The following is a 23,538-nucleotide window of genomic DNA, read 5'->3' on the forward strand; positions in this document are numbered from 1 at the left end:
GAGTATTCGTCTCCTCGGATCTTATGAGTGGAAGTGCAGGGGTTTGCCGGCCAGAGCCAGGTGGGCCTCGCCGAGGGCTTCGTTCTGCGTGGGGTGGGCGTGGATGAGCTGTGCCACCTCCTCGGGGAATGCTTCCCAGTTGACGATGAGCTGCGCCTCACCGGCCTGTTCGCTCAGTCGGGCGCCGATGCCGTGGACGCCGACGACCGGGCCGTCCTTCTCGCGGATGACCTTGATCAGCCCGGAGGTGTTGAGGATCACCGACTTGCCGTTGCCGCCGAGGTTGTACTCGAGCGACTCGACCTGATCCTTGCCGTACTTCTCTTCGGCCTGAGCAGAGGAGAGTCCGACGGAGAAGATCTCAGGCTCGCAGTAGGTGACTCGGGGGATGCCCGATTCGAGGACGGGCACCGGGTTGAGTCCGGCGATCTCCTCGGCGATGAAGATGCCCTGCCCGAAGGCGCGGTGGGCCAGCTGCAGTCCGGGGACGATGTCACCGCAGGCGTAGATGTTGCCGACGCCTGTGTGGAGGCGTTCGTCGGCGAGGACGAATCCGCGTTCCATCGGGATGCCCTGCTCTTCGAATCCGAAGCCTTCGGTGACGGGGCCGCGGCCGACTGCCACGAGGAGGTACTCGGCTTCGAGGGTCGAGCCGTCTTCGAGGGTGACCTTGACTCCGTCGGCGGTCTCTTCGACGCCCTTGAACATGACGCCGAGCTTGAAGCCGATCTTGCGCTTCTTGAAGGCGCGCTCGAGGTTCTTCGAGATCGTCTCGTCCTCGTTGGCCACGAGATGCTTGAGGCCTTCGACGATGGTGACGTCGGCGCCGAAGGAGTTCCAGACACTGGCGAACTCGACGCCGATGACGCCGCCGCCGAGGACGATCGCCGACTTCGGCACCTTGTCCAGCTGGAGGGCCTCAGTGCTGGTGATCACGCGGTCGGTGATCTCGAGGCCGATGGTCTTCGAGGTCGAACCGGTCGACAGGAGCACGTTGGTGCCCTGGACGGTGTGGTTGCCGTCCTCACCGGTGACCTCGACGGTGTCTTTGCCGGTCAGCTTTCCGGTGCCGAAGTAGGTGTCGATTCCGCGAGCCTTGACCAGACCCTGCAGACCCTTGTAGTTGCGGGTGATGACCCCGTCCTTGTACTCGAGCACCTTCTTGATGTCGATGCCCTTGAACTCGGCTTCGACGCCGAAGGTCTCTGAGCTCTTGGCGGAGTCGGCAACCTCAGCGGCATGCAGAAGCGCCTTCGTGGGAACGCAACCACGGTGCAGGCAGGTGCCGCCAACCTTGTCGCGTTCGATCAAAGCGACCTTCATGTCCAGCTCTGCGGCGCGCAGCGCAGCGGCATAGCCACCGGTTCCGCCTCCCAGAACGACAAGGTCGTAGGTCAATGAGTCACTCACGGATTACTCCTCGTAGCTGTGAATAAGCCTGCGGTACGCAGCTTTCTGTCTTATCTTTCCACTTTTCTCGCCTGGGGCGAAAGCAAACGCTGTCTGATTGGCCACAGGTGGTCATCATCACCTCGGTTTCGACAACGTGTAGAATCAGGCGGTCAGTCGACCGTCTTCGCGATCTGGATGAGGGTCCGGACCGCCGCGCCGGTGGCCGCCTTCGGGGTGTAGCCGAAGGGAGCGGAGCCGTTGAAGCTCGGTCCCGCGATGTCGATGTGTGCCCACTTCGTGTCTTTGCCGACGAACTCGCGGAGGAAGGCCGCGGCGGCGAGCATGCCGCCGGGACGGGGACCGGAGTTCGTGAGATCGGCAGCCGTGGAGTCGAAGCCCGAGAGCATCTCCTCCGGGATCGGCATCGCCCACATGTTCTCTCCGACCGTCGCGGCGGCGGCGATGACGTCCTCCCGGGCGGCCGCGGTGCCCATCACTCCGGACGTGCGTTCGCCGAGCGCGACGATCTGGGCACCGGTCAGTGTGGCCACGTCGATGAGGAGGTCGGGCTTGTCCGCATCGGCGTCGGTGAGGGCATCGGCGAGGACGAGGCGGCCTTCGGCATCGGTGTTGGTGACTTCGACGCGCTTGCCGCTGCGCATCGTCAGCACGTCGCTGGGTCGCTGCGCCGAGGAGCCGGGCATGTTCTCGGCCAACGGCAGCCACGCGGTGACCCTGACGGGCAGGCTGAGGTCGGAGATTCCGAACAGCGCCTGGAGCACGGCGGCGGAGCCGGCCATATCGGACTTCATGTCCTCCATGCTCTTGGCAGGCTTGAGCGAGATGCCGCCCGAGTCGAAGGTGATGCCCTTGCCGACGAAGCTGAGGTGACGCTTGGCTCCCTTCGGAGCGTATTCGACCTTGACCAGGCGGGGTCCGCGGGTCGAGCCCTGCCCGACGCCGATGATTCCCCCGTAGCCGCCGGCCGCGAGCTCCTTCTCACCGAGCACAGTGACCTTGAGCCTGCGGTCCTTGGCCTGCGACTTGACGATCTCGGCATAGGACTCGGGGTAGAGGTCGAGCGGGGGAGTGTTGACGAGGTCGCGGGCACGGTTGGTCGCCGCGGCGATGATGACCCCGGAATCATGAGCGGCAGAGAACGACTTGCCCTTGGGCCCGATGACGGAGACCACTCCGGGGACCTTGCCCTCGCTGCGGTAATCGAGGAACCGGTAAGCGCCGAGGCCCGCGCCCACAGCCACCGCCTCGACGTCGTCGGGAGAGGCGGCCGGAAGGGCGACGGCGATCGATTCGGCTCCGTCGAGGGTGCGCAGAGCGGCACCGGCGGCGCGCCGCAGAGCTTCATGGGCGGCTGCAGCGTCCTCGCCGGCGGGGTCGAACTCACCCAGGCCGACAAGCAGAACCGATCCGGCGGAGACGCCCTTGGGAGCGGGAATGCGGGCGGTCGCTCCTGCCGAGCCGGTGAAGCCGATAGCCCTCACCGTGTCGTCAAGGCCGGTCCGCACCGCCTTCGCGCCGTCGAGTCCGAGCACGGACGAATCCGCAACCCCGATCACCAGCACCGAGGCGGTGGCCTTCACCGGTGAGATCGTTGAGTAGCTGCTTGGGGTGGATGCACCAGCCATGAGTTCCCTTTCGGTCAATCGTCGTCGAACGTCGATTCGATCCTAATGCCAAACCGGAGAGGATGCGTGATGCGGCGGAGAAGCGACGCCCCGGGCCGACCACCGCTGACATCTCCAGTGCCGTCTCTGACATAGTCTGGGACCGTGTACTCATTGATCTTCAGGCTCCTCTTCGTGCCGATGGACGCCGAGCGCGCCCATCACCTCTCATTCACCGCCCTGCGCATCCTCGACTCCGTGCCGCTCCTCGGCCGGCTGGTGCGCTTCGTCTGCGCCCGGTCGGCGGTCCATCCTGTCGAGGTCCTCGGGCTGCCCTTCCCCAACCGGATCGGTCTGGCCGCCGGATTCGACAAGAACGGCGTCGGGGTCCGTGCGCTCTCGGCACTCGGTTTCGGACACATCGAGGTCGGCACGATCACGGCCCATGCGCAGCCGGGCAATGACAGACCGCGGCTGTTCCGGCTGCGCGACAACCTCGCCCTGCTCAATCGGATGGGCTTCAACAACGACGGAGCCAGGCAGGCGTCGTTCAACATCGCCGAGCAGCGGGAGAGGATCGCGGCGCTGCCGCAGCGGCTGCGCCCGATCGTCGGCGTCAACATCGGCAAGACGAAGGTCGTCGACGCCTCCGATGCCGTCAGCGACTACGCGGCATCGACGCGAGCTCTGGCTCCGCTGGCCGACTACCTCGTCATCAATGTCAGCTCACCCAATACGCCGGGACTGCGGGATCTGCAGTCGGTCTCCAGTCTCGAACCGATCATCGCCGCGGTCCGGGAGACGGCCGCCGAGGTGGTCGAGCAGCCCCGTTCTCAGCTGGGTCATGTCCCGCTGCTGGTCAAGATCGCTCCGGACCTCGCCGACGACGATGTCCTCGAGATCTGCGATCTTGCGATGAGGGCGGGCATCGACGGTCTCATTACGACGAACACGACGATCGACCGCTCTGTCCTCACCGGGACCGAGGAGCATTTCGCGACCGACCAGGCCGGCGGGATCTCCGGTCGGCCTCTGGCCGAGCGCTCTCTTGAGGTGCTGCGCCTGGTCAAGGGCCGGGTCGGGGACGCGCTCACGGTCATCTCCGTCGGGGGAGTCGCGGACGCGAAAGACGCCCGGGCACGAGTGGCCGCGGGCGCCGATCTGGTTCAGGTCTATTCGGAGATGATCTACTCCGGTCCGTTCTTCCCCGGCCGCGTCATCCGCGGCCTCGAGTCGAGCCGACTGCTCACTCGGGGTACTGGCGGCGCTTGACCTGCGGTTTGGGCATGCGCAGCGGACGCAGCTGGATGCTGCGCATGATCGCGTAGAAGGTGATGCCCCGTTCGACCGAACCGAACTTGGACCGCAGCCGGTTCTTGAGGATGTAGTTGAGCACGAATCCGTCGAGGACGATGAGCGCGATGAGACCCCAGACAGCGTAGGTGAAGTACTGCTGAATCTGCACCGTCTGGGTGAAGGCGATGACGAGGATGAGGATCGCCGCCGGGATGAAGATCTCGCCGATCGAGAACCGGGCGTCGATGTAGTCGCGGACATAGCGACGCTGGGGTCCCTTGTCGCGGCGGGTGAGGTACTTCTCCTCACCGTTCATCATTCCGATGCGCGCACGATCGCGTTCCTTGCGCTGTTGTTCCTTGGCCTTCTGGTTCGCCACCTTGCGATCCTTATTCACCAGAGGCTGGCGGCGCGCCGACTCCTGTTGGCTGCGCTTGGGCGTCGGCCGCCCTTTCTTCTGCTCCGCTTCGCGCCGTGCTGCGGCGTCCGCGGGGGTCTCGTCATGGGCTGGCTGAGAGGCGGAGGATTCGTCTTCCGCGTGAGATTTTCTACTTCCGAACACCTGATGAATACTACCTTTGGAGAATGACCGAATCGACTCCAGCACTGAACAGTGCACAACTGCATGCCGAATTGGACGCCATCTTCGATGACGTCCTGACCGATCTCACTGACCTCGTGGCCATCCCCTCCGTGGCCTGGCCCAGCTTCGACCCCGCCCAGGTCACCGCCAGCGCCGAGGCGGTCGCCGGCTTGGCGCGGGGCCTCGGCCTCGACGTCGACATCCTCACCGCCGAGCAGGAGGACGGCACCCCCGGCTACCCGGCCGTCGTCGCCCAGATCCCCGCCCCGGAAGGGGCTCCGACGGTGCTTCTCTACGCCCATCACGATGTGCAGCCTCCCGGTCGCGCCGAGGACTGGGACACCGAACCGTTCGTCGCCACGCGGAAGGGGGATCGCCTCTTCGGGCGCGGCGCCGCCGATGACAAGGCGGGCATCATGGTCCATCTCACGGCGCTGCGGCTGCTGGCAGACCGCCTCGGTGTGGGTGTCACTCTGTTCTTCGAAGGCGAAGAGGAAGCCGGCAGCCCGAGTTTCCGGAACTTCCTCGAGACCTACCGCGATCGTCTGCGTTCCGATGTCATCGTCGTCGCCGATTCCGGGAACTGGGCGGCCGGGACGCCGGCCTTGACGACGAGTCTGCGAGGGATGTGCGCGGTCGAATTCGAGATCTCCACCCTCGACCACGCGGTGCATTCAGGCATGTACGGCGGCGTTGCACCCGACGCGATGCTGGCGATGACGAAGGTGCTGGCCAGCCTCCACGATGAGAACGGCTCGGTGGCGGTCGCCGGACTCCACTCCGAACCCGAATCCGCCATCGACTACGACGAAGCGACCCTGCGCACCGATTCCGGAGTCCTCGAATCCACCGAGCTCATCGGTGCCGGCACCCTGGCTTCTCGCCTGTGGACGCAGCCGTCGATCACCGTCATCGGCCTCGATATCCCCGACGTCGCGGTGTCATCGAACACGCTGCAGTCATCGCTGCGGGCCAAGCTCTCGATCCGTCTGGCGCCGGGGGACACCCCCGCCTCGGCGGTCAGGGCCGTGGAAGAGCATCTGCGGGCGAACCTGCCGTTCGGGGCTCAGCTGAGCATCGGCGACACCGAGGGCGGCAGTCCCTGGCGCGCCGACGACTCGGATCCCGTCGTCCAGACCGCGCGACAGGCGCTCAGCGACGCGTGGGGCACCGAATCCGTGGAGATGGGCATCGGCGGGTCGATCCCGTTCATCGCTGATCTGCTCGAGGTGTTCCCCGGCGCGTCGATCCTGGTCACCGGTGTCGAAGATCCCGATGCCCGGGCGCACAGCGCGAACGAGTCGCTCTACCTGCCGGACTTCCGGGCCGCGATCGTCGCCGAGGCGCTGCTGCTGCAGCGCCTCGGCGAGAATCGGTGACGTGATCGGGAATAGGGTTCTCGGCGCAGGCGTTGTGCGCGGTGTAGCCTGGGGACAGGAACGTGAGAAGGAGTAACCATGACTGTGACTGAAAATGCCGAGGCCACTCACGAGGTCGAGCTGTCGGCGACCGCTGCCGACAAGGTGCGCAGCCTGCTCGAGCAGGAGGGTCGCGACGACCTGCGCCTGCGTGTGGCCGTCCAGCCGGGCGGATGCTCCGGACTGATCTACCAGCTCTATTTCGACGAGCGCTACCTCGACGGTGACGCCGTAAGGGATTTCGGCGGCGTCGAGGTCATCGTCGATCGGATGAGCGTGCCCTACCTCAACGGATCGACCATCGACTTCTCGGACACCATCGAGAAGCAGGGCTTCACGATCGATAACCCCAACGCCGGCGGGTCCTGTGCCTGCGGCGACTCGTTCCACTGATCGGCTCGCGCTGATCGCACTGGACTGAGACGGATGGACCTGGAGGATCTGCGTGCCGTGTCGTACACGGCCACGCAGCCCCAGGTCCTTCTTTCGTATCGGGCCGGTCTCTTCCCGATGGGCGTCGGTGACGGGGGGACCGGCCGGATGGGGTGGTGGGCACCGCGACGACGCGGCGTGCTGCTGCCTGGCGACCTGCGTGTGACGAAGAGTCTGCGCAAGTCGATGAAGCACTTCACCTTCAGCACCGATCGGGCCTTCGAACAGGTCATCCGGGCCTGCGGCGACCCGAGCCGGTCCGGCAGCTGGATCACCGAGGAGATCATCGCCCTCTACCTCGGTCTGCACCGCGACGGGTGGGCGCACTCGGTCGAAGTCTGGGACGACGACGACCTCGTCGGCGGCCTCTACGGGGTGGCGATCGGATCCTTCTTCGCCGGCGAATCGATGTTCCACCTCCGCCGGGACGCCTCGAAGGCGGCCCTGGCCCATCTCGTCTCGCTCTTCGACTCCGACGAGGGCGGGTCCGGGGCTCCGGTGAGTGCCTCTGAGGACGATTCGGCGGACACCGACGGTCGCCCGGCTGAACTCGGGATCCACGGCCTCACCTTGGCGGATTCGCCCTTCTCCGAGCAACCGTGGATCATCGACACCCAGTGGCAGACATCACATCTCGAGAGCCTCGGCGTGTCGGAGATCGGCGGCCTGGAGTACTCCGCACGGCTAGATTCCGCGCTCCGGGGCGATCTCTGTCAGCGTATTCTCAACAAATGAACATCCGCAGGTGAATTTCTACCGCGTGTAGCGGTAGTCTTACGTGTGACAGAGTAAGTACGCGTCTCTCGGCCTGACCAGAGACGAAAGAACGTTGTGAAAGGCTGCACGTGGATTCTCCGAATCAGTCAGGACCGCAGCGGTCCTGGGCGAAGCGGCTCGGCATTCTGAGCGCCGTGTTGATACCGGCGTTGCTATCGGGTTGCACGAAAGAGCAGATCGCCTCAGGCTTCTACCCCGTCGAATCCAAGGGTGCGACGAACCACACCGAGGCCTACACTTCGCTGTGGAACGGTGCCTGGATCGCGCTGCTCATCGTCGGCCTGATCGTCTGGGGTCTCATCCTCTGGGCCATGGTCGCCTACCGCCGTCGCAAGCACGACCGCGGCCTGCCGGTGCAGATGCGCTACAGCATGCCCATCGAGATCCTGTTCACCGTGACCCCGGTCGTCCTCGTGCTGGGCTTCTTCTTCCAGAACGTCCAGGTCATGGAGAAGACGACCGATGATACGACTCCCGGCGAGCAGGTCATCGAGGTCGCTGCGAAGCAGTGGGCCTGGGACTTCAACTACGAGACCGAGGACGTCTACTACGCCGGCAAGCAGGTCGAGCTCGACGGCACGGAAGCTCCCGAGAAGACCGCACCGGTCCTCTACCTCCCGGTCGACACCGACCTGGAGATCCGCCTGCACTCCCGCGACGTCATCCACTCCTTCTGGGTTCCCGCCTTCCTCGAGAAGCGCGATATGATCCCCGGCCACGACCAGAGCCTGCATCTGCGCGCCGAGAAGGAAGGCGAGTACGTCGGCAAGTGCGCCGAGCTGTGCGGTGAATACCACTCGGAGATGCTCTTCAACGTCAAGGTCGTGTCGAAGGAAGAATTCGCCGACTACACCAAGTCGCTTGCCGATCAGGGCAACACAGGACAGCTGGGACCGGAGTACGATCGCAACTGGTACCCGAAAGAAGGTGCTGAGAAATGACCGCCACGATGGATCAGGCGGCTCTTGACGCTCCCGGTTCCGCGGAGCAAGGGCAAGATCATCGTCGACTGGATCACGTCGACGGACCATAAGACGATCGGGTACATGTACCTCATCGGTTCGTTCTTCTTCTTCTGCGTCGGCGGCGTGATGGCGCTCATCATCCGCCTCGAGCTCTTCGAGCCCGGTATGCAGATCGTGGAGACGAAGGAACAGTACAACCAGCTGTTCACCATGCACGGCACTCTCATTGCTGCTGATGTTCGCCACCCCGCTGTTCGCTGGATTCGCCAACGTCATCATGCCTTTGCAGATCGGTGCGCCGGATGTGGCGTTCCCACGTCTGAACGCCTTCGCATTCTGGATGTATCTCTTCGGCAGCCTCGTCGCCATCTCCGGCTTCCTCACCCCGCAAGGTGCCGCGTCATTCGGATGGACGGCCTATGCGCCATTGAGCAATACGACGTTCACACCCGGTGCCGGTGGCAACCTCTGGGTCCTCGGACTCGCTCTGCAGGGCTTCGGCACCATCCTCGGCTCGGTCAACTTCATCACCACGATCATCACGATGCGCGCGCCGGGCATGACCATGTTCCGGATGCCGATCTTCAGCTGGAACGTGCTCGTCACCGGCATCCTCGTCCTCATGGCCTTCCAGCCGCTGGCTGCGGCTCTGCTGGTCCTCGGTGCAGACCGGATCCTCGGTTCGCATGTGTTCAGTCCAGGCAACGGAGGACCGGTGCTCTGGCAGCATCTGTTCTGGTTCTTCGGACACCCTGAGGTCTACGTCATCGCTCTGCCGTTCTTCGGCATCGTCACCGAGATCTTCCCTGTGTTCAGCCGCAAGCCGGTGTTCGGCTACAAGGAGCTCGTATTCGCGACGATCACGATTGCCGCCCTGTCCGTGACCGTGTGGGCCCACCACATGTATGTCACCGGGGTCGTGGCGCTGCCGTTCTTCGCGTTCATGACGATGCTCATCGCCATCCCGACCGGTGTGAAGTTCTTCAACTGGATCGGAACGATGTGGAGAGGCTCGATCACGTTCGAGACGCCGATCGTGTGGTCGATCGGCTTCCTCGCCACCTTCCTCTTCGGTGGTCTCACCGGCGTCATCCTGGCCAGCCCGGCGCTCGACCAGTCGGTGTCCGACACCTACTTCGTCGTCGCTCACTTCCACTACGTCGTCTTCGGCACCGTCGTGTTCGCGATGTTCGCCGGATTCTACTTCTGGTGGCCGAAGTGGACGGGAAAGATGCTCAACGAGAAGCTCGGCCACATCCACTTCTGGATGCTGTTCATCGGCTTCCATGGCACCTTCCTCGTCCAGCACTGGCTCGGTGTCGACGGCATGCCCCGTCGCTACGCCGACTACCTCCCTCAGGACGGGTTCACTTGGATGAACCAGGTGTCGACAGTCGGATCGCTGCTGCTGGGTCTGTCCATGGTTCCGTTCTTCTGGAACGTCTGGATCACCGCCCGCAACGCTCCGAAGGTGACCGTCGACGATCCGTGGCTACGGAGCGTCGCTCGAATGGGCCACCTCGTGCCCGCCCCCGCGTCACAACTTCACCTCGCTGCCGCGGATCCGCTCCGAACGTCCTGCGTTCGACCTCAACCACCCCGAGCTGCTTGAGTACAGCGGACACGGACAGGCAGAACCCCAGCTCACAGGAGACAGCGCCAAATGAAGTCATCGATCTACGTCTTCAACCTCTGCGGAATCTTCTTCATCGCGGTAGGCGTGTTCTACGGGTTCTTCACCGACTTCACGGAGCTCGTCGGATTCCCGGCGCTGCTCCTGGTCGGCGCGATGGCCCTGATGATCGGTGTCTACCTCTGGCTGACGGACCGTCGCGTCGGTGTCCAGCCTCAGGACAACGACGATGCCGAGATCTCCGATGCCGATGCCGACTACGGGTTCTTCAGCCCGTGGAGCTGGTGGCCGATCGTCTGTGCGGGCGCCGGTGCCGTTGCGTTCTACGGAATCGCAATGGGATGGTGGATCTTCCCCTTCGGCGCGGTGCTCGGCCTCGTGGCTCTCGTGGGACTGTCCTACGAACATGATCGCGGGGACTTCGCCCACTGATCACCAACGAAGCATGACGCCGCACCGTTGGTTCAGGTGACCTGTTCACCCGCCTGACGAAGTCGGACAGCCTCTGTGGCCCGGACTCACTGTGAGTCCGGGCCACTGTGCTATGTACGGCGGTTGGCTGTATACGGCACGTGCGCGTGTGCACGCTAAGCTCGTGCACGCTCGCCCTTGGACACGAACGGCGGGCAGGTGCTGCCGGTGCCGTTGCTGCCTGTGCTGCCTGTGCGAATGGTCCACCGGGTACGCGGGGCCGTCTGCTGCGCGCAGCGTGGTGGGTGCCCAAGGGCCGCAGGAGTGTTCCAGAGCGTTTCGCCTGAGGCTTCTCAATGACTCAGAGTACGTGCGCAGTCATGGCAATGCGTGCTCTGGATCTGCTGACCAGCGCCCACCACGGACCGAGACGACGGTGACGCAGCGTGGTGAGGCGATGCTCAGACGGCGGGGGAGAGTCGCGCGAGGCTCGGCTTGTCCGATGATGAGCCGCTCGAGCAGCCTTGCGCTCAGCGGCGCACTGTCGAGAGAGCGCGCCAGCTGATGGCTCAGTAACGAGACCGGTCCCAAGTGTACCGGTGGTGAACATGCGTCGGTAGGCGCGGTGGTGCCGCGCGGTTGACGATGTGAATCTGCGTATCCGCCGAACGGTGATGACACTCCGGTGCGGAGGGCCGTTGTCGACAGAACTGATCTCTACGAACTGCCGTTCATGAGCGGCACTCATCTGTCCTTCGTGCTCACCCCGCTGCTCAACGACTGGGAACTGTTCGCGGTGGGCGAGGTTGCCGACTCCCGCTGGGGGCTCATCACCCACATGGCCTATTCCTCACAGATGATCGCGTCAGAACTCCCCGCTGGAGAGCCTCTGCAGCCGGAGCTGTGAGCGCGAAACGCGCCCGCGTCCTGTCCCCAGCGAATTGTTCGGTCATTCCGCCGCGTTCTGACTGAGAAAACCACGGTGGATCGCCCGAACAATCATGCGCAGCGCATCTCAGGCTCCAGGGAGGTCGAGGCTGAGCTCGTTGGCCGCCGAGTCAGCGGCAGCCCGTCGACCCGGGCCGATAACCAGACCCGTGAACCTTGGTCGACAACCCGCCCCGCCAATCCTGGCCGACAAACGGACCCGCGAACCCTGGCCGTCACTGGTGCCGGGCACGTCTGAGCGCTATCGTCCGTCAGCCGGTGCGCCCGAGGTTTGTGGCAGGCGTATTCCTTACTCGGCCGGAATCCTAAGCAGACGGATGAATGCCACGAGGGACTCAGCAGTATGAACTGCTGAGCCCCTCTGAGGTGTCGACTGCGGCCGGTCAGTGACCGAGCTGCTTGTTGTCCGAACCTTCGACGGCATCGTGATGGTCATGATGCGATGCCTCGAGCTCCTGTTTCGTCACCGGCGCCACACGATCTTCGAAGAAGAACCGCGACAGACGTGCGCGCAGCTTCTCCGATTTCGTCACCGTGCCCTCGGCATTCGGTTCCGCGGGCTTGTATTCCGGTGACTCGAATGCGGTGAGCTTCCACAGCTTGTGCGGGGGCAGAGCCTCGTGACGTTCGAGGAACTCACCGTGGGGGAGGCGGATGATCTGCGCGGTCTCGCGGCCGTGCAGTGCGACCTCACGATCCTTGCGCTGCAGAGCGATGCACATCCGTTTGGTGATGATGTAGCCGATGATCGGTCCGAGGAAGAACACCGTGCGGAAGATGTAGATCATATCGTTGAGCGACATCTGGAAGAACACGGCGATGATGTCACCCGATGCCGCAGCCCACATGTTGCAGTAGAAGATGATTCCTGCGACACCGATGGCGGTACGAGTCGGATTGTTGCGCGGCCGGTCGAGGATGTGGTGCTCACGGTTGTCCTTGAGCAGCCAGGCCTCGAAGAACGGGTAGACGAACATCACAAGGAAGACGCCGCCCATGACGACCACGGCGCTGTTGATGTTCAACGAGATCGGCCATCCGAAGATGTAGAACTCGAACCAGCCGGGCACGATGCGCAGGAATCCGTCGGCCCAACCGATGTACCAGTCAGGCTGGGTACCTGCAGACACCGGCGACGGGTCGTAGGGCCCGTAGTTCCAGATCGGGTTGATCGTGAACAGTGCCGAGATCAGCGAGAGCAGGCCGAAGATGAGGAAGAAGAATCCACCGCCTTTGGCCGCGAACGTCGGGAGGACGGGCTCGCCGACAACGTTCTTCTCGGTGTGACCGGCGCCGGGGTACTGGGTGTGCTTGTGCACGACCACGAACACGAGGTGGATGCCGATGAGCGCGATGAGCAGAGCGGGCACGATCATGATGTGGAGCGTGTAGAGACGCGCCACGATGTCGATGCCGGGGAACTCTCCTCCGAAGAGGAAGAACGAGATGTAGGTGCCGACCAGAGGCAGCGACTTGAGGATTCCGTCGATGATTCGCAGGCCGTTGCCCGAGAGCAGGTCATCCGGCAGCGAGTAGCCGGTGAAGCCGGCGGCCATCCCCATGATGACCAGGAGGACACCGACGACCCAGTTGAGCTCGCGCGGACGGCGGAATGCTCCGGTGAAGAACACACGCAGCATATGGATGCTCAGCGCTGCGACGAAGAGCAGGGCTCCCCAGTGATGCATCTGACGGATGAACAGGCCGCCGCGGATCTCCATCGAGATGCGCAGCGTCGAGTCGTAGGCCTCGGAGATCTCCACACCGCGCAGAGGCAGCCAGGGACCTTCGTAGTGCAGCTCGCCCATAGCGGGCTGGAAGAAGAAGGTGAGGAACGTTCCGGAGAGGACGACGATGATGAAGCTGTAGAGAGCGACCTCACCGAGCATGAAGGACCAATGAGACGGGAAGATCTTGCGACCGAACTCACGCACCAGGACCGAAGCCCCGACGCGGGTCTCGGCGAAGTTCGCTGCCTTCCCGATGGTGGTGGTTGGCGTTGAAGTACTCATGGGTGGTTGATCTCCCAGAACGTAGGTCCGACAGGCTCAGGGAAGTCCGACTGGGCAACCAGGTAGCCTTCGCTGTCCACGGTGATGGGCAGCTGAGGAAGCGGTCGTTTGGCCGGTCCGAAGATGACCTTGCAGTGTTCGGTCACGTCGAAGGTCGACTGATGGCACGGGCACAGCAGGTGGTGGGTCTGGTGCTCGTACAGGGCCACCGGGCAGCCGACGTGGGTGCAGATCTTCGAATAGGCGACGATTCCGTCGTGGGACCAGTCCTTGCGGTCCGGGTCCTCCTTGAGTTCCTTCGGATCGATGCGCATGAGCAGAACGGCGGCCTTCGCCTTCTCGTTGAGCGGGTGCTCACTCGCCTCTTCATCGCCGATACCCGAAGGCAGAACGTGATAAGCGGATCCGATGGTCACCTCGTCGGCCTTGATCGGACGTTCCGAATCGACCGAGGGGATGCCGCCCACGTCGCGGATGAGGCGGGTGCCCTTCGACCACAGCGTGTTGAACATCTTGTCGCCGGGCAGGGGTCCGAGGTCGCGGAAGACGAGGACCGCGGGCAGTGGAGCGATGGCCAGCGCGGCGATGAGCGTGTTGCGCAGGAGCGGACGCCGGGCGATGCCGGACTCCTCTTTGGCCTGGTGGAGGATCTCGAGCGCGATCGCCTGATCCTCTTCGCTGCCGCCGATGTCGTGACGTTCGTCGACGCCCTCGTGATCGCTCATGAGGTTCTTCGCCCACAGCACTGCGCCGAAGCCGATGGAGAACATTGCGACAGCGGCACCGAGGCCGACGAACATGGTGTGCAGACGGATGCTGCGCATCGACTCGCCGGGGGAGAAGAGGAAGTAGGCGACGATGAACCAGATGGTTCCGATCATCGACAGGACGAACCATCCTGCGACCTGTCGTTCGGCGACCTTCTGGGCCCGCGGATCCGCATCGGTCAAGCGCGGCTTGTGCTCGGGCAGACCCGGGTTGGTGAACCCGTTCAACTCCTCGAGCTGGCTGCCGCCGCCGGAGTGCTCTTTCGAGGTCATTGAATTCCCCGTCTATTCTCGTGATGGATGGTGAACGACACGGCCGGGCTCACTTCGCCCTGGATGACAGCCACACTGTCATTCCGATGACGGCTGCGAGACCGAAGAACCAGATGAACAGACCCTCTGCCACAGGTCCCAGCGATCCGAGCTTGAATCCGCCGGGGGAGGGGTTCTCCGAGACCTCCCTGACGTAGGCGATGACATCGCGCTTGTCGTCAGGTGTCAGGTTCGCGTCGTTGAAGATCGGCATGTTCTGCGGGCCGGTCTGCATCGCTTCGTAGAGGTGCTTCTCCGAGACCTCGGAGAGGTTCGGTGCGTACTTGCCGCGTGTCAGCGCACCGCCGGCACCGACCACGTTGTGGCACATCGCGCAGTTGGTGCGGAAGAGTCCGCCGCCGGCTGCGGGATCGCCCTTCGATGCATCGAGGTACTCGTCCTCGGGTACTGCGGGCCCGGGACCGAGTGAAGCGACGTAGGCGGCCAGCTGCGAGGTCTGCTCGTCGTCGAACTGCGGTTCCTTGACGCGCGCCTGCGGACCGTTGGCCTGCAGGGGCATACGTCCGGTGCCGACCTGGAAGTCGACTGCCGCGGCGCCGACGCCGATGAGGCCGGGTCCAGCCTTCGAGCCTTCGGCGTTCATGCCGTGGCAGGTGGCGCAGTTGGCCTGGAAGAGCTTCTTACCCTCTTTGATGTCCGATGCGCTGGCTGTGTCGGCCTTGGCGCTCGAAGTCTGCGTGAAGAGTGCATAGGCTCCGCCGGTCAGCAGCAGTCCCACGAGAAGAAGCGCCACCAGCGCCATGGGATGTCTGCGGCGATCTGCTAGAAGCTTCACTTGATCGTCCTTTGCTTGAAGTGTTGTGAGTCGTGGGGGCCGAGCATCTCAGACCGGCTATTGCAGCAGGTAGATGACGCCGAAGAGGCCGATCCAGACGACATCGACGAAGTGCCAGTAGTACGACACGCAGATCGCGAATGTGGCTTCGTGGTGACCGAACTTCTTCGCTCCGTAGGAACGCCCGATGACGAGCAGGAAGCAGATGAGGCCGATGGTCACGTGGATGCCGTGGAACCCTGTCGTCAGATAGAAGACGGAGCCGTATCCGTCGGAGTTGATGGCGATTCCCTCGCTGACGAGGGTCGCGTACTCCATGACCTGACCGGAGACGAAGATCGCCCCGAGGAGGAAGGTGAGGTAGAACCACTCGACCATTCCCCATTTGGAGATGTTGAACAGGGATCCGGTCCGCCGGGGACGGAACCGTTCGGCGGCGAACACACCGAGCTGGCAGGTGAACGAAGACGACACCAGGATGATCGTGTTGCCCAGCGCGTACGGGATGTCGAGGATCTCGGTCCTCGTCTCCCACAGCTCCGGTACGACGGATCGAATGGTGAAGTACATGGCGAAGAGCGCGGCAAAGAACATCAGGTCGCTCGCGAGGAACACGATGAAGCCCACCGTGGTCACATTCGGACGATTGACAACCGGATGCGCTGGCGCTGTCTGAGATGCAGTGGCAGTTGACACACCCCCATTATTACCCGTCTGGGGGTGAGTTTTCATCTTTTACCCAGGTTTCGGGAAAGAAATTTCTACACGATGTAGCGAAAACCGCCATCTGGTGCTGGAATCTCGTTTCGCAACTCACTTCTGCCCGCGTGTCGAACACAGGATAGGATGCCGCAGGTAAGGTCCGTCCCGTGCTGCGGGGCGGCAGCGACACCTAGTGAGAGTTCATCCGGATGACCGATTCCACGCCCCTGACCACACCGGCAGCACAGGCCTCCGCGGCCTCCGGCTCGGAGCAGGCAGCTGCGCAGAACTGGCCGGATCTGCTCATGGCACTGATGCACCAGCAGGACCTCTCCGGGGACCAAGCCGCGTGGGCGATGGATCAGATCATGTCGGGAAGGACACCGGATGTGACAATGGCCGCATTCCTCGCTGCCCATCACACCAAGGGTGAGACCGTCGACGAGATCGCCGGCCTCGTGTCCGCGATGATGGAACATGCCGTTCCCCTGCTCGGTCTTGAGGACTCCGTCGACATCGTCGGCACCGGAGGCGATCGGGCGAAGACAGCCAACATCTCCTCGACCGCGGCCATGATCATCTCCGCGACCGGTCAGCGGGTGGTCAAGCACGGCAACCGCGCAACCTCCTCGGCGTCCGGTTCCGCCGATGTGCTCGAAGCCCTCGGAGTGCGCTTCGACATCACGCCCGAACAGACAGGTGAGATCGCCCAGGAGGTCGGGCTGGCCTTCTGCTTCGCGAACGTGTTCCACCCGTCGATGCAGTTCGTGGCCGCGGTCCGTCGACAGATCAGCGTGCCCACGGCGTTCAATATCCTCGGTCCGCTGACGAATCCCGCCCGCGCACGGCATACTGCGATCGGTGTCGCCGATGCCCAGATGGCACCGTTGGTGGTGGGCACGTTGGCCAAGCGTGGGCATCAGGCGGTCGTGTTCCGCTCCCGTGACGGCCTCGATGAGCTGAGCAACACCGCGGTCAACGATGTCTGGGAGGTCAGGCACGGCGAGATCGAACATACGAGCTTCGATGCCCTCGACCTCGGCATCGCCCGTGCGACCAAGGACGACCTGCGCGGCGGCGGGCCCGAACAGAACGCCGCCATCACGCGCGCTGTGCTCTCGGGGGAGCGGTCTGCGGTCCGCGACATCGTCGCCGTCAACGCGGCTGCCGCTCTCGTCGCCGCCGACGAATCCGCCGTCGGGGCCTTCACCGAGCGGCTCGCGTCCAAGGTGCAGACGGCGATCGAGACGATCGACGACGGCGGAGGCGCGGCGAAGCTCGATCAGCTCATCGAGGTCTCACATCGTGTCGCCGAGGCGAATCGCGCCTGAGGTCCGCGCATGGGCATTGGCGCCCGCACGGGGCAGCGACCAGCCGGTGCCCCCGGCTGGAACGGCATCGAGCAGCTGCGCAGTCTCGAGCCAGCCGGCGAGCAGGCGCGTCTCCTCAGGCAGTGAGTCGGTGCTCCGCGGCAGCGGTCCGGGGGCCGGCACCCATTCTGCGGTCGATCGCAGCGCTGTGAAGGCTTGCGTCATTCCGGACCGCGTGGTGACATGGCCGGCTCCGGCGAGTCGTCCGTGACGGATGACCGCGAGGTCCCAGCCGGATTCGAATCCGGGGGCGGCAGCGAGAATCTCCGGCACGGCACGCAGACCGTCGACCTCCTCGGCGCGGGCGGCGGTCGTGACCGCGGAGCGCAGGGCATCGCGGACTTCCGCGGCCGTCTCGAAGCGCGCCTCGCCCGCCAGGCGCTGCATCCGTTCGCCACCGAGGCGCTGCAGTGAGGACAGATCCCCGCCGAGGAGGGCGAAGAGTTCGGTGAGGGTGTCCCGGTAGGCATCGGGGTCGGTGATTCCCGCACAGGGCCCTCCGCATTGGCCGACTTGCGCGCTCACACAGGGCCGATGTTCGCCGAGGCTGCGCTTCGTCACCTTCGTCGTGCACCTCTTCACGGGGTAGAGGGTGTCAAGGAGCTCCTTGACCGCTTGGGCGCGCTTCCGCGAGCGGAACGGACCCAGCGGCGGGGCGGGGGAGCGTTCGAGTGCCGAATCCGAACGTGCCACGGACAGACGCGGAAAGAGATCGTCGCTGAGCACGATCCACGAGTTCCGCTCGGGATTCTTCGACCGTCGGTTGTACGGCGGGGCGAGTTCCCCGATGAGCCGGATCTCCCTGACCTCGGCTTCGAGTGCGTGTGCGCAGGGCAGACAGCTGATCTCCTGTGCCGCGGTGATCATCTCCGCCATCCGCCCGCGATTCTCCGAGGCATTGAAGTATCCGCGCACGCGCCGGGCCATATTGCCCGATTTGCCGATGTAGAGGACCCGTCTGGTGCCGTCGAGGAACATGTAGACCCCTGGTTCGGCGGGCACTCCCTTGGCGAGGTGGGACTTCGCCTGTCTCTTCGCCCACCCGGACTGTCGCACTGTCGACAGCTCCTCGAGCGTCGTCACTCCGTAGCCGCCGAAGCGCTCGAACAGGTGGTGAAGCAGCTCACCGGTCGCCCGCGCATCGGAGAGCGCACGGTGATCGGGAGCGACCTGGGTGCCGAAATGAGCAGCAAGGGTGGAGAGTTTGTGATTGCGGACCTCGTCGCGGCCGACGACCCGGCGGGCGAGGGTGACGGTGTCGAGGACGGTGGGCGCGGGCCAATGGTAATCAAGCCTCTCACATGCCGAACGCAGGAAGCCGATGTCGAACGGCGCATTGTGGGCGACGAGGACCGCACCGGTCGAGAACTCGAGGAAGCTCGGCAGGACTGCGGCGATCGAGGGGGCATCGTCGACCATCGCATGGGTGATGCCGGTGAGCCGGGCGACGAAGGGGCTGATGACCGACTGCTCGGGTTTGACCAGTGACTGGAATTCTCCGATCACCTCTCCGCCGCGAGTCTTGACCGCACCGATCTCGGTGATCTCCGACTGGCCGGCCCTGGTGCCCGTGGTCTCGAGGTCGACGATGACGAAGGTGACCTCGGACAGCGGGGTGCCGAGGCTGTCGAACGACAGCTGCGTGTTCTGCAGGGCGCTGGGGGTGCGGTCGAATGGAACGGTCATGGTCTCCAGTGTCTCAGCCGCCGATGACACGGGCGCATCCGCACTCCTCCGCTCACGATCCCTCGAGAGGGATGCGTCGGACATCCGCATCCGCGGGGTGCGGCCGCGGAACGCTCACACGGAGGACCCGTCGCCGTCATCGGGCGACCGGTGCTGCGGCAGGTGGAAGAACAGGCCGATGCCGCCGCCCACACCCACCGCGAGCCCGATGAGCAGATACCAGCCGGGCAGCGGTCGGAAGAAGATGACCCCGATGAGGAGCAGGGCGACGGCACCGAGGGCGGCCGCCCAGGACAGGACGAGCGTCGGGGAGGCGGTGCGCCAGCCTATGGGTTCGGCCGGTCCCGGCTGCCAATGATCGTCATCGTCGAGAGCGGCACGCACCTCCTCGGCGGGCATATCACCCATCGGTGCCGAGGGCTCGGCGATCTGCCGGACGAGGTCCTCCCACTCTTCGTCGCCGATGCGCGAACGATCACGACCGATCCGCTCCGAATCGGGCACCTCGTCCCTCCAGTCCCCCCGATCGTCGTCGGGTGTCGAGGGGTCGTGCTCGTCATCCATATCCATCACAGCAATCTCCGCGTGGGGACTATTCCCCGGCCGCAGCCCTCCCGGCTCCGTCCAAGGTGTCGGCGCGCGCTCGCTCGAGCACCACCTCGGCGATGGTGTCGGCGTCGAAATCAAGCGTGGCGACGTGCCGGGACCGGCGCAGGGGGACGATGCGAGGCGGGTGCGGCAGTCCCGAGCGCAGGGTGCGCAGCGACCGCGGGCCGACGACATTGTCCTCACCGGAGATCATGGCTGTGACGGGGCGCTCGATCTTCCACAGGTCGTCGCGGAGGATCGTCAGTGCCCGATGGAACGTCGCCAACGGTGCCAGCGGCGTGCGGGGGTAAGCGCATTCGTCGCGGTCGGGGTGCGCGATGTCACCGCCGATCGACGGGATGGTGCGCACGACACGGCGGAGGAGGGGCAGCAGCGGTGCGAAGGCGGAGTCGATGCAGAGAGCGGGATTGACCACAACGATCTCGTCGGGGGCAGCCTCCGCGGCCGCCAGCGCCAGGGCGAGCGAGCCGCCCATCGAGAGTCCGGCGACGATGATGCGATCGTGGCTCTCCTGCAGCCGGCCGAGTTCCTTGCGGGCTGCGGCGAGCCAGTCCGCCCACCCGGTGGAGTCCATGTCCTGCCAGGTGGTGCCGTGTCCGGGCAGGACGGGCACGCTGACGTCGATGCCTGCGGCCGCGACCGCGCAGGCGATCGGCACCCAGGGCACCGGAGAGCCTGTCAGCCCGTGCAGGAAGAGGACCGCGGTCGAGGCCCCGCCGTCGACGCTGTAGGCGGCCATCGGATCGGCCCGCGGTGTGAAATCGATCTCCATGCCTCCAGCATGGCACGAATGACATAGTCTGGGCATCGTCGTTCGCGGTTCGTGTGGATATATGATTGCCGAGGACGACAAGGAGTCGTACATGGAAGGGTGCGCGTGTTCTACTGGTTTCTCAAGCGAGTCCTCGCCGGACCCATCCTGCGGATCCTCTTCCGTCCCTGGGTGCGTGGCCTGGACAATCTGCCGGCGGACGGCCCGGCGATCATCGCAGGAAATCACAACCACTTCATGGACTCGATCTTCGTCCCCCTCCTCGCTCCGCGCCCCGTGGTGTATCTGGCGAAGAAGGACTATTTCACCGGTCGCGGAATCAAGGGCGCGGTGACCCGCTGGTTCTTCAAGCTCAACAACCAGCTGCCGATGGACCGCGGTGGGGGTTCGGGATCGCAGGCCTCCCTCGAATCGGGCCTCAAGGTCCTCGGTGAGGGAAACTCGCTGGGCATCTATCCCGAAGGCACCCGCTCACCCGACGGCAAGCTCTATCGCGGGCGGACCGGCATCGCACGCCTCGTCCTCGAATCCGGCGCACCCGTGATCCCGGTGGCGATCATCGGCACCGACAAACTCCAACCCGCCGGTCGCCTCATCCCCAAGCTGCGCCGTGTCGGCGTGGTCTTCGGCTCCCCGATGGACTTCTCGAAGTATGCCGGACTGCCGACCGACCGCTTCCTGCTGCGTTCGGTCACCGACGAGATCATGTACGAGATCATGCGGCTCTCCGGACAGGAATACGTCGACACCTATGCGTCGACCGTGAAGACGAAGCTGCTCACCAGCGCGAAGCCCAAAAAGCCCGAGAGGACCGAGGTTCCGTCCGCAGGCGCCGACCGCGGCGTCGATCACGGCACCGAGGACGACAAGCCGGACGCGGCTCCGTCGAAGGACTGAGGCGAAGGGCACTGAACTGCTCCGAGGGGCCCTGTCCGACGGCTGCGTGACATGTTCGAATACTGCGATAACGGCGACACGCAGAAATCGTTACCTTGCGGTGTTTGTCCTGACCGGGCAGGCAGAATACCTTGGAGTTGTTGAATCCCACTGTAGGTTCGCTGGGAAGAGGGCTAGAATGACTATGTTCTCGGTCCTTCCAAGCGACCTTCGCTTCCCCCAGGGACTTTAAGGAGGAGTCGGTGTGAACCGCTCAAGTCACGAAAGCGTCGACATGACGCCGATGCCGTCAGCGGCCCAAGGGCTGTTGTTCGATGATGATCTGCCCGTTCTCGACGAAGAGGCCGGCTACCGCGGTCCCACCGTCTGCAAGGTCGTCGGCATCAGCTATCGTCGTCTCGACTACTGGGCCCGCACCGATCTGGTCACCCCCTCGATCCGGAATGCCACCGGATCCGGCAGCCAGCGACTCTACAGCTTCCGCGACATCCTCGTCCTCAAGATCGTCAAGCGACTCCTCGACACCGGCGTCGGGCTCCAGTCGATCCGCACCGCGGTCGATCATCTGCGCTCCCGCGGAGTCGAGGACCTCTCGCAGATCACTCTGATGTCCGATGGCGCCAGTGTCTTCGAGTGCACCTCGCCCGATGAGGTCGTCGACCTGCTGCAGGGCGGCCAGGGCGTATTCGGCATCGCCGTGGGGCGCGTCTGGAACGAGGTGGAAGGCACGCTGTCCGAACTTCCGAGCGAACGCATTCCCGAAGACGACGCCGTCATCGAAGCTATGGACGAGCTCGCCGCACGTCGCGCACGCAAGAGCGGTTGAGGAGTCTCACCGAGTTCCCGTCACCATCGCCGAGGCGGTCCATCCGAGAGGGTGGGCCGCTTTCGTGATTCATGGGTGGAGTCAGTGCTCACGCCCGACACCGTGTCAGCGCTGAGTCGGTGCCTGCACGATGTCCTGAGTGCCGCGGCCCCTGGCCTCATCCGAGGTGCATGACAAGCAGAAGTGCCCACGCAGTGAACTGATGCACTGCGTGGGCACTTCGGACATGCGGTCTTGGTCGCTTCCGGGCGCACCGGCAGGTTCCGGGCCGGGGGAGCGGCGGCTGCTCCGGTTACTCCTTGTCGGTCGTCTGCTTCTCCGATTTCGCCGCGCTCGCGCGTCGAGACCGGATGCTCTCCGAACGCAGCGCACGCTCGAGCAGGGCGTCGAAGGAACCGGCGACCTCCTCGGCGGGTTTGCCGGGCCATGAGTGGACGGGGCGTGCCGAACCCTGCGCCTGCTGCATCACTGCCCGTTCGGCCAACGGCGGATTGAGCACGAGGGGTCCGAACATCTCACGCATCTCCTGGATCCGGTAATCGTGCTCGGTCGACCCAGCTCGAACTCGGTTGACCACGAGTCCCAGCGGCTGCAGGTCGCTGGCCCCACGCTGGCGCAGCTCATCGGTCGCACGCAGGGCACGGTCGGCGGCGGCCACGGAGAAGAGGCTCGGTTCGGTGACGACGGCGACCCGGTTGCTGGCCGTCCACGCCGTGCGGGTGAGGCCGTTGAGGCTGGGAGGGCAGTCGATGAGGACGAGGCGGTATCCCTTCGCGATCCGGCTGAGCGCATCCTCGAGCCGACGCAGGTAGCGCTCCGACAGCGACGGGCGATCGAACTCGGCGGCACGCGGCGAACCGGATATCACATCGAGATGCCCGAGCTTATCGCCGACCCACCCCGAGGGGATGATCGCCTCGGACAGGATCTTCTGGGACTTCGGAGCAGCGAGTACATCGGCGATATCGACGCGCGTCGAGGTCGGCACATCGAGGCCGGTCGACGAATCCGCTTGGGGGTCCATGTCGACGACCAGGGTCGGAATTCCCCTGCTGTATGCCGCCGAGGCGAGACCGAGCGTCACGGATGTCTTACCGACTCCGCCTTTGAGGCTGCTGATACTGAGGACAAGCACCCTCCTACGGTAACGTATCGGGCCGTGCCCGACCGCGCCGACCACGCCGAGACACACGTCTCAGTCGAAAGTGGACCCCCGGTCGACAGAGTGTTCCAGGTCACTGAGTAGAGTATGTTCCCGACAGCCTGTCGACCAGTCGCACCAGTGCGGCCGATACAGAAGTGAGAGACA

General features: G+C 64.6%; 21 protein-coding genes and 1 pseudogene. 11 read left to right on the top strand and 11 right to left on the bottom strand.

Translation table 11 applies throughout. The annotated features are described in order from the left end of the window. Nucleotides 1–21: 21 nt before the first annotated feature. Together lpdA and GUY23_RS09210 are read right to left on the bottom strand one after the other, a co-directional pair. A complete protein-coding gene (gene lpdA, locus GUY23_RS09205) occupies nucleotides 22–1,410 on the bottom strand; it encodes a dihydrolipoyl dehydrogenase (protein ID WP_166971661.1) in 1,389 nt (462 codons plus the stop codon). Nucleotides 1,411–1,562: 152 nt separating this feature from the next. After that, nucleotides 1,563–3,038 (bottom strand): leucyl aminopeptidase, encoded by a 1,476-nt coding sequence (locus tag GUY23_RS09210; RefSeq protein WP_166971663.1) that lies wholly within the window; start codon nucleotides 3,036–3,038, stop codon nucleotides 1,563–1,565. A gap of 144 nt (nucleotides 3,039–3,182) precedes the next feature. Here GUY23_RS09210 and GUY23_RS09215 point away from each other — a divergent pair, with 144 nt between their 5' ends. After that, complete coding sequence (locus GUY23_RS09215; RefSeq protein WP_166971664.1) at nucleotides 3,183–4,289, top strand: quinone-dependent dihydroorotate dehydrogenase; 1,107 nt, start codon at nucleotides 3,183–3,185, stop codon at nucleotides 4,287–4,289. Here the strand turns inward: GUY23_RS09215 and GUY23_RS09220 are convergent. After that, the gene (locus tag GUY23_RS09220) at nucleotides 4,264–4,932 is read right to left on the bottom strand and encodes a DUF3043 domain-containing protein (RefSeq protein ID WP_323127161.1); all 669 of its coding nucleotides are present in this window, start codon (nucleotides 4,930–4,932) and stop codon (nucleotides 4,264–4,266) included. The genes GUY23_RS09215 and GUY23_RS09220 overlap by 26 nt on opposite strands. Here GUY23_RS09220 and GUY23_RS09225 point away from each other — a divergent pair. The 7 genes and pseudogenes from GUY23_RS09225 (at nucleotide 4,899) to GUY23_RS09255 (ending at nucleotide 11,439) form a co-directional block, all read left to right on the top strand. Further along, nucleotides 4,899–6,275 (top strand): dipeptidase, encoded by a 1,377-nt coding sequence (locus GUY23_RS09225; protein WP_166971668.1) that lies wholly within the window; start codon nucleotides 4,899–4,901, stop codon nucleotides 6,273–6,275. The genes GUY23_RS09220 and GUY23_RS09225 overlap by 34 nt on opposite strands. Before the next feature lie 78 nt (nucleotides 6,276–6,353). Then, nucleotides 6,354–6,707 carry a HesB/IscA family protein gene (locus tag GUY23_RS09230; RefSeq protein ID WP_166971670.1) on the top strand — a complete coding sequence of 118 codons (354 nt, stop codon included), beginning with the start codon at nucleotides 6,354–6,356 and terminating at the stop codon, nucleotides 6,705–6,707. A 33-nt stretch (nucleotides 6,708–6,740) separates the two neighbouring features. Further along, the gene (locus tag GUY23_RS09235; protein ID WP_166971672.1) at nucleotides 6,741–7,481 is read left to right on the top strand and encodes a leucyl/phenylalanyl-tRNA--protein transferase; all 741 of its coding nucleotides are present in this window, start codon (nucleotides 6,741–6,743) and stop codon (nucleotides 7,479–7,481) included. 110 nt (nucleotides 7,482–7,591) lie between these two features. Next, nucleotides 7,592–8,464 carry an aa3-type cytochrome oxidase subunit II gene (ctaC, locus tag GUY23_RS09240; RefSeq protein ID WP_166971674.1) on the top strand — a complete coding sequence of 291 codons (873 nt, stop codon included), beginning with the start codon at nucleotides 7,592–7,594 and terminating at the stop codon, nucleotides 8,462–8,464. Beyond that, a pseudogene (ctaD, locus tag GUY23_RS09245) lies at nucleotides 8,461–10,155 on the top strand (aa3-type cytochrome oxidase subunit I). Before ctaC ends, ctaD begins: the two are co-directional and overlap by 4 nt. Continuing rightward, the gene (locus GUY23_RS09250; RefSeq protein WP_166971676.1) at nucleotides 10,152–10,553 is read left to right on the top strand and encodes a cytochrome c oxidase subunit 4; all 402 of its coding nucleotides are present in this window, start codon (nucleotides 10,152–10,154) and stop codon (nucleotides 10,551–10,553) included. Before ctaD ends, GUY23_RS09250 begins: the two are co-directional and overlap by 4 nt. A gap of 712 nt (nucleotides 10,554–11,265) precedes the next feature. Continuing rightward, a complete protein-coding gene (locus GUY23_RS09255; protein WP_166971678.1) occupies nucleotides 11,266–11,439 on the top strand; it encodes a hypothetical protein in 174 nt (57 codons plus the stop codon). Between the two features lie 424 nt (nucleotides 11,440–11,863). On the opposite strand, the gene qcrB is transcribed toward GUY23_RS09255, so the two are convergent. From qcrB to ctaE, 4 genes are read right to left on the bottom strand one after another with little or no spacing between them, the layout of a single operon-like run. Beyond that, nucleotides 11,864–13,492 carry a cytochrome bc1 complex cytochrome b subunit gene (gene qcrB, locus GUY23_RS09260; protein WP_166971680.1) on the bottom strand — a complete coding sequence of 543 codons (1,629 nt, stop codon included), beginning with the start codon at nucleotides 13,490–13,492 and terminating at the stop codon, nucleotides 11,864–11,866. Then, nucleotides 13,489–14,532, bottom strand: a complete 1,044-nt coding sequence (qcrA, locus tag GUY23_RS09265; protein WP_166971682.1) for a cytochrome bc1 complex Rieske iron-sulfur subunit — start codon at nucleotides 14,530–14,532, stop codon at nucleotides 13,489–13,491. Before qcrA ends, qcrB begins: the two co-directional genes overlap by 4 nt. 49 nt (nucleotides 14,533–14,581) lie before the next feature. Next, entirely contained in the window at nucleotides 14,582–15,367 is a 786-nt protein-coding gene (qcrC, locus tag GUY23_RS09270; protein ID WP_166971684.1) for a cytochrome bc1 complex diheme cytochrome c subunit, read from the bottom strand. Nucleotides 15,368–15,424: 57 nt separating this feature from the next. Continuing rightward, on the bottom strand, nucleotides 15,425–16,099 hold the full coding sequence (gene ctaE / locus GUY23_RS09275) for an aa3-type cytochrome oxidase subunit III (protein ID WP_456061969.1): 675 nt from the start codon (nucleotides 16,097–16,099) through the stop codon (nucleotides 15,425–15,427). Nucleotides 16,100–16,278: 179 nt separating this feature from the next. Here ctaE and trpD point away from each other — a divergent pair, with 179 nt between their 5' ends. Then, the gene (gene trpD / locus GUY23_RS09280) at nucleotides 16,279–17,400 is read left to right on the top strand and encodes an anthranilate phosphoribosyltransferase (protein ID WP_166971686.1); all 1,122 of its coding nucleotides are present in this window, start codon (nucleotides 16,279–16,281) and stop codon (nucleotides 17,398–17,400) included. Here trpD and GUY23_RS09285 read toward each other — a convergent pair. The 3 genes from GUY23_RS09285 to GUY23_RS09295 form a co-directional block, all read right to left on the bottom strand. Then, entirely contained in the window at nucleotides 17,368–19,125 is a 1,758-nt protein-coding gene (locus tag GUY23_RS09285) for a DEDD exonuclease domain-containing protein (RefSeq protein ID WP_166971688.1), read from the bottom strand. The genes trpD and GUY23_RS09285 overlap by 33 nt on opposite strands. A 114-nt stretch (nucleotides 19,126–19,239) precedes the next feature. Beyond that, nucleotides 19,240–19,695 (bottom strand): hypothetical protein, encoded by a 456-nt coding sequence (locus GUY23_RS09290; RefSeq protein ID WP_228282176.1) that lies wholly within the window; start codon nucleotides 19,693–19,695, stop codon nucleotides 19,240–19,242. 22 nt (nucleotides 19,696–19,717) lie between these two features. Beyond that, nucleotides 19,718–20,506, bottom strand: coding sequence for an alpha/beta hydrolase (locus GUY23_RS09295; RefSeq protein ID WP_166971690.1), 789 nt, complete (start codon nucleotides 20,504–20,506; stop codon nucleotides 19,718–19,720). 105 nt (nucleotides 20,507–20,611) lie between these two features. On the opposite strand from GUY23_RS09295, the gene GUY23_RS09300 reads away from it, so the two are divergent. After that, on the top strand, nucleotides 20,612–21,403 hold the full coding sequence (locus tag GUY23_RS09300) for a lysophospholipid acyltransferase family protein (RefSeq protein WP_166971692.1): 792 nt from the start codon (nucleotides 20,612–20,614) through the stop codon (nucleotides 21,401–21,403). A gap of 244 nt (nucleotides 21,404–21,647) precedes the next feature. Continuing rightward, nucleotides 21,648–22,229 carry a MerR family transcriptional regulator gene (locus GUY23_RS09305; protein WP_166971694.1) on the top strand — a complete coding sequence of 194 codons (582 nt, stop codon included), beginning with the start codon at nucleotides 21,648–21,650 and terminating at the stop codon, nucleotides 22,227–22,229. Between the two features lie 292 nt (nucleotides 22,230–22,521). On the opposite strand, the gene GUY23_RS09310 is transcribed toward GUY23_RS09305, so the two are convergent. Continuing rightward, a complete protein-coding gene (locus GUY23_RS09310) occupies nucleotides 22,522–23,364 on the bottom strand; it encodes a ParA family protein (RefSeq protein WP_166971696.1) in 843 nt (280 codons plus the stop codon). Nucleotides 23,365–23,538 lie beyond the last annotated feature (174 nt).

The sequence above is a fragment of the Brevibacterium atlanticum genome, assembly GCF_011617245.1.
Classification (GTDB): Bacteria; Actinomycetota; Actinomycetes; order Actinomycetales; family Brevibacteriaceae; genus Brevibacterium; species Brevibacterium atlanticum.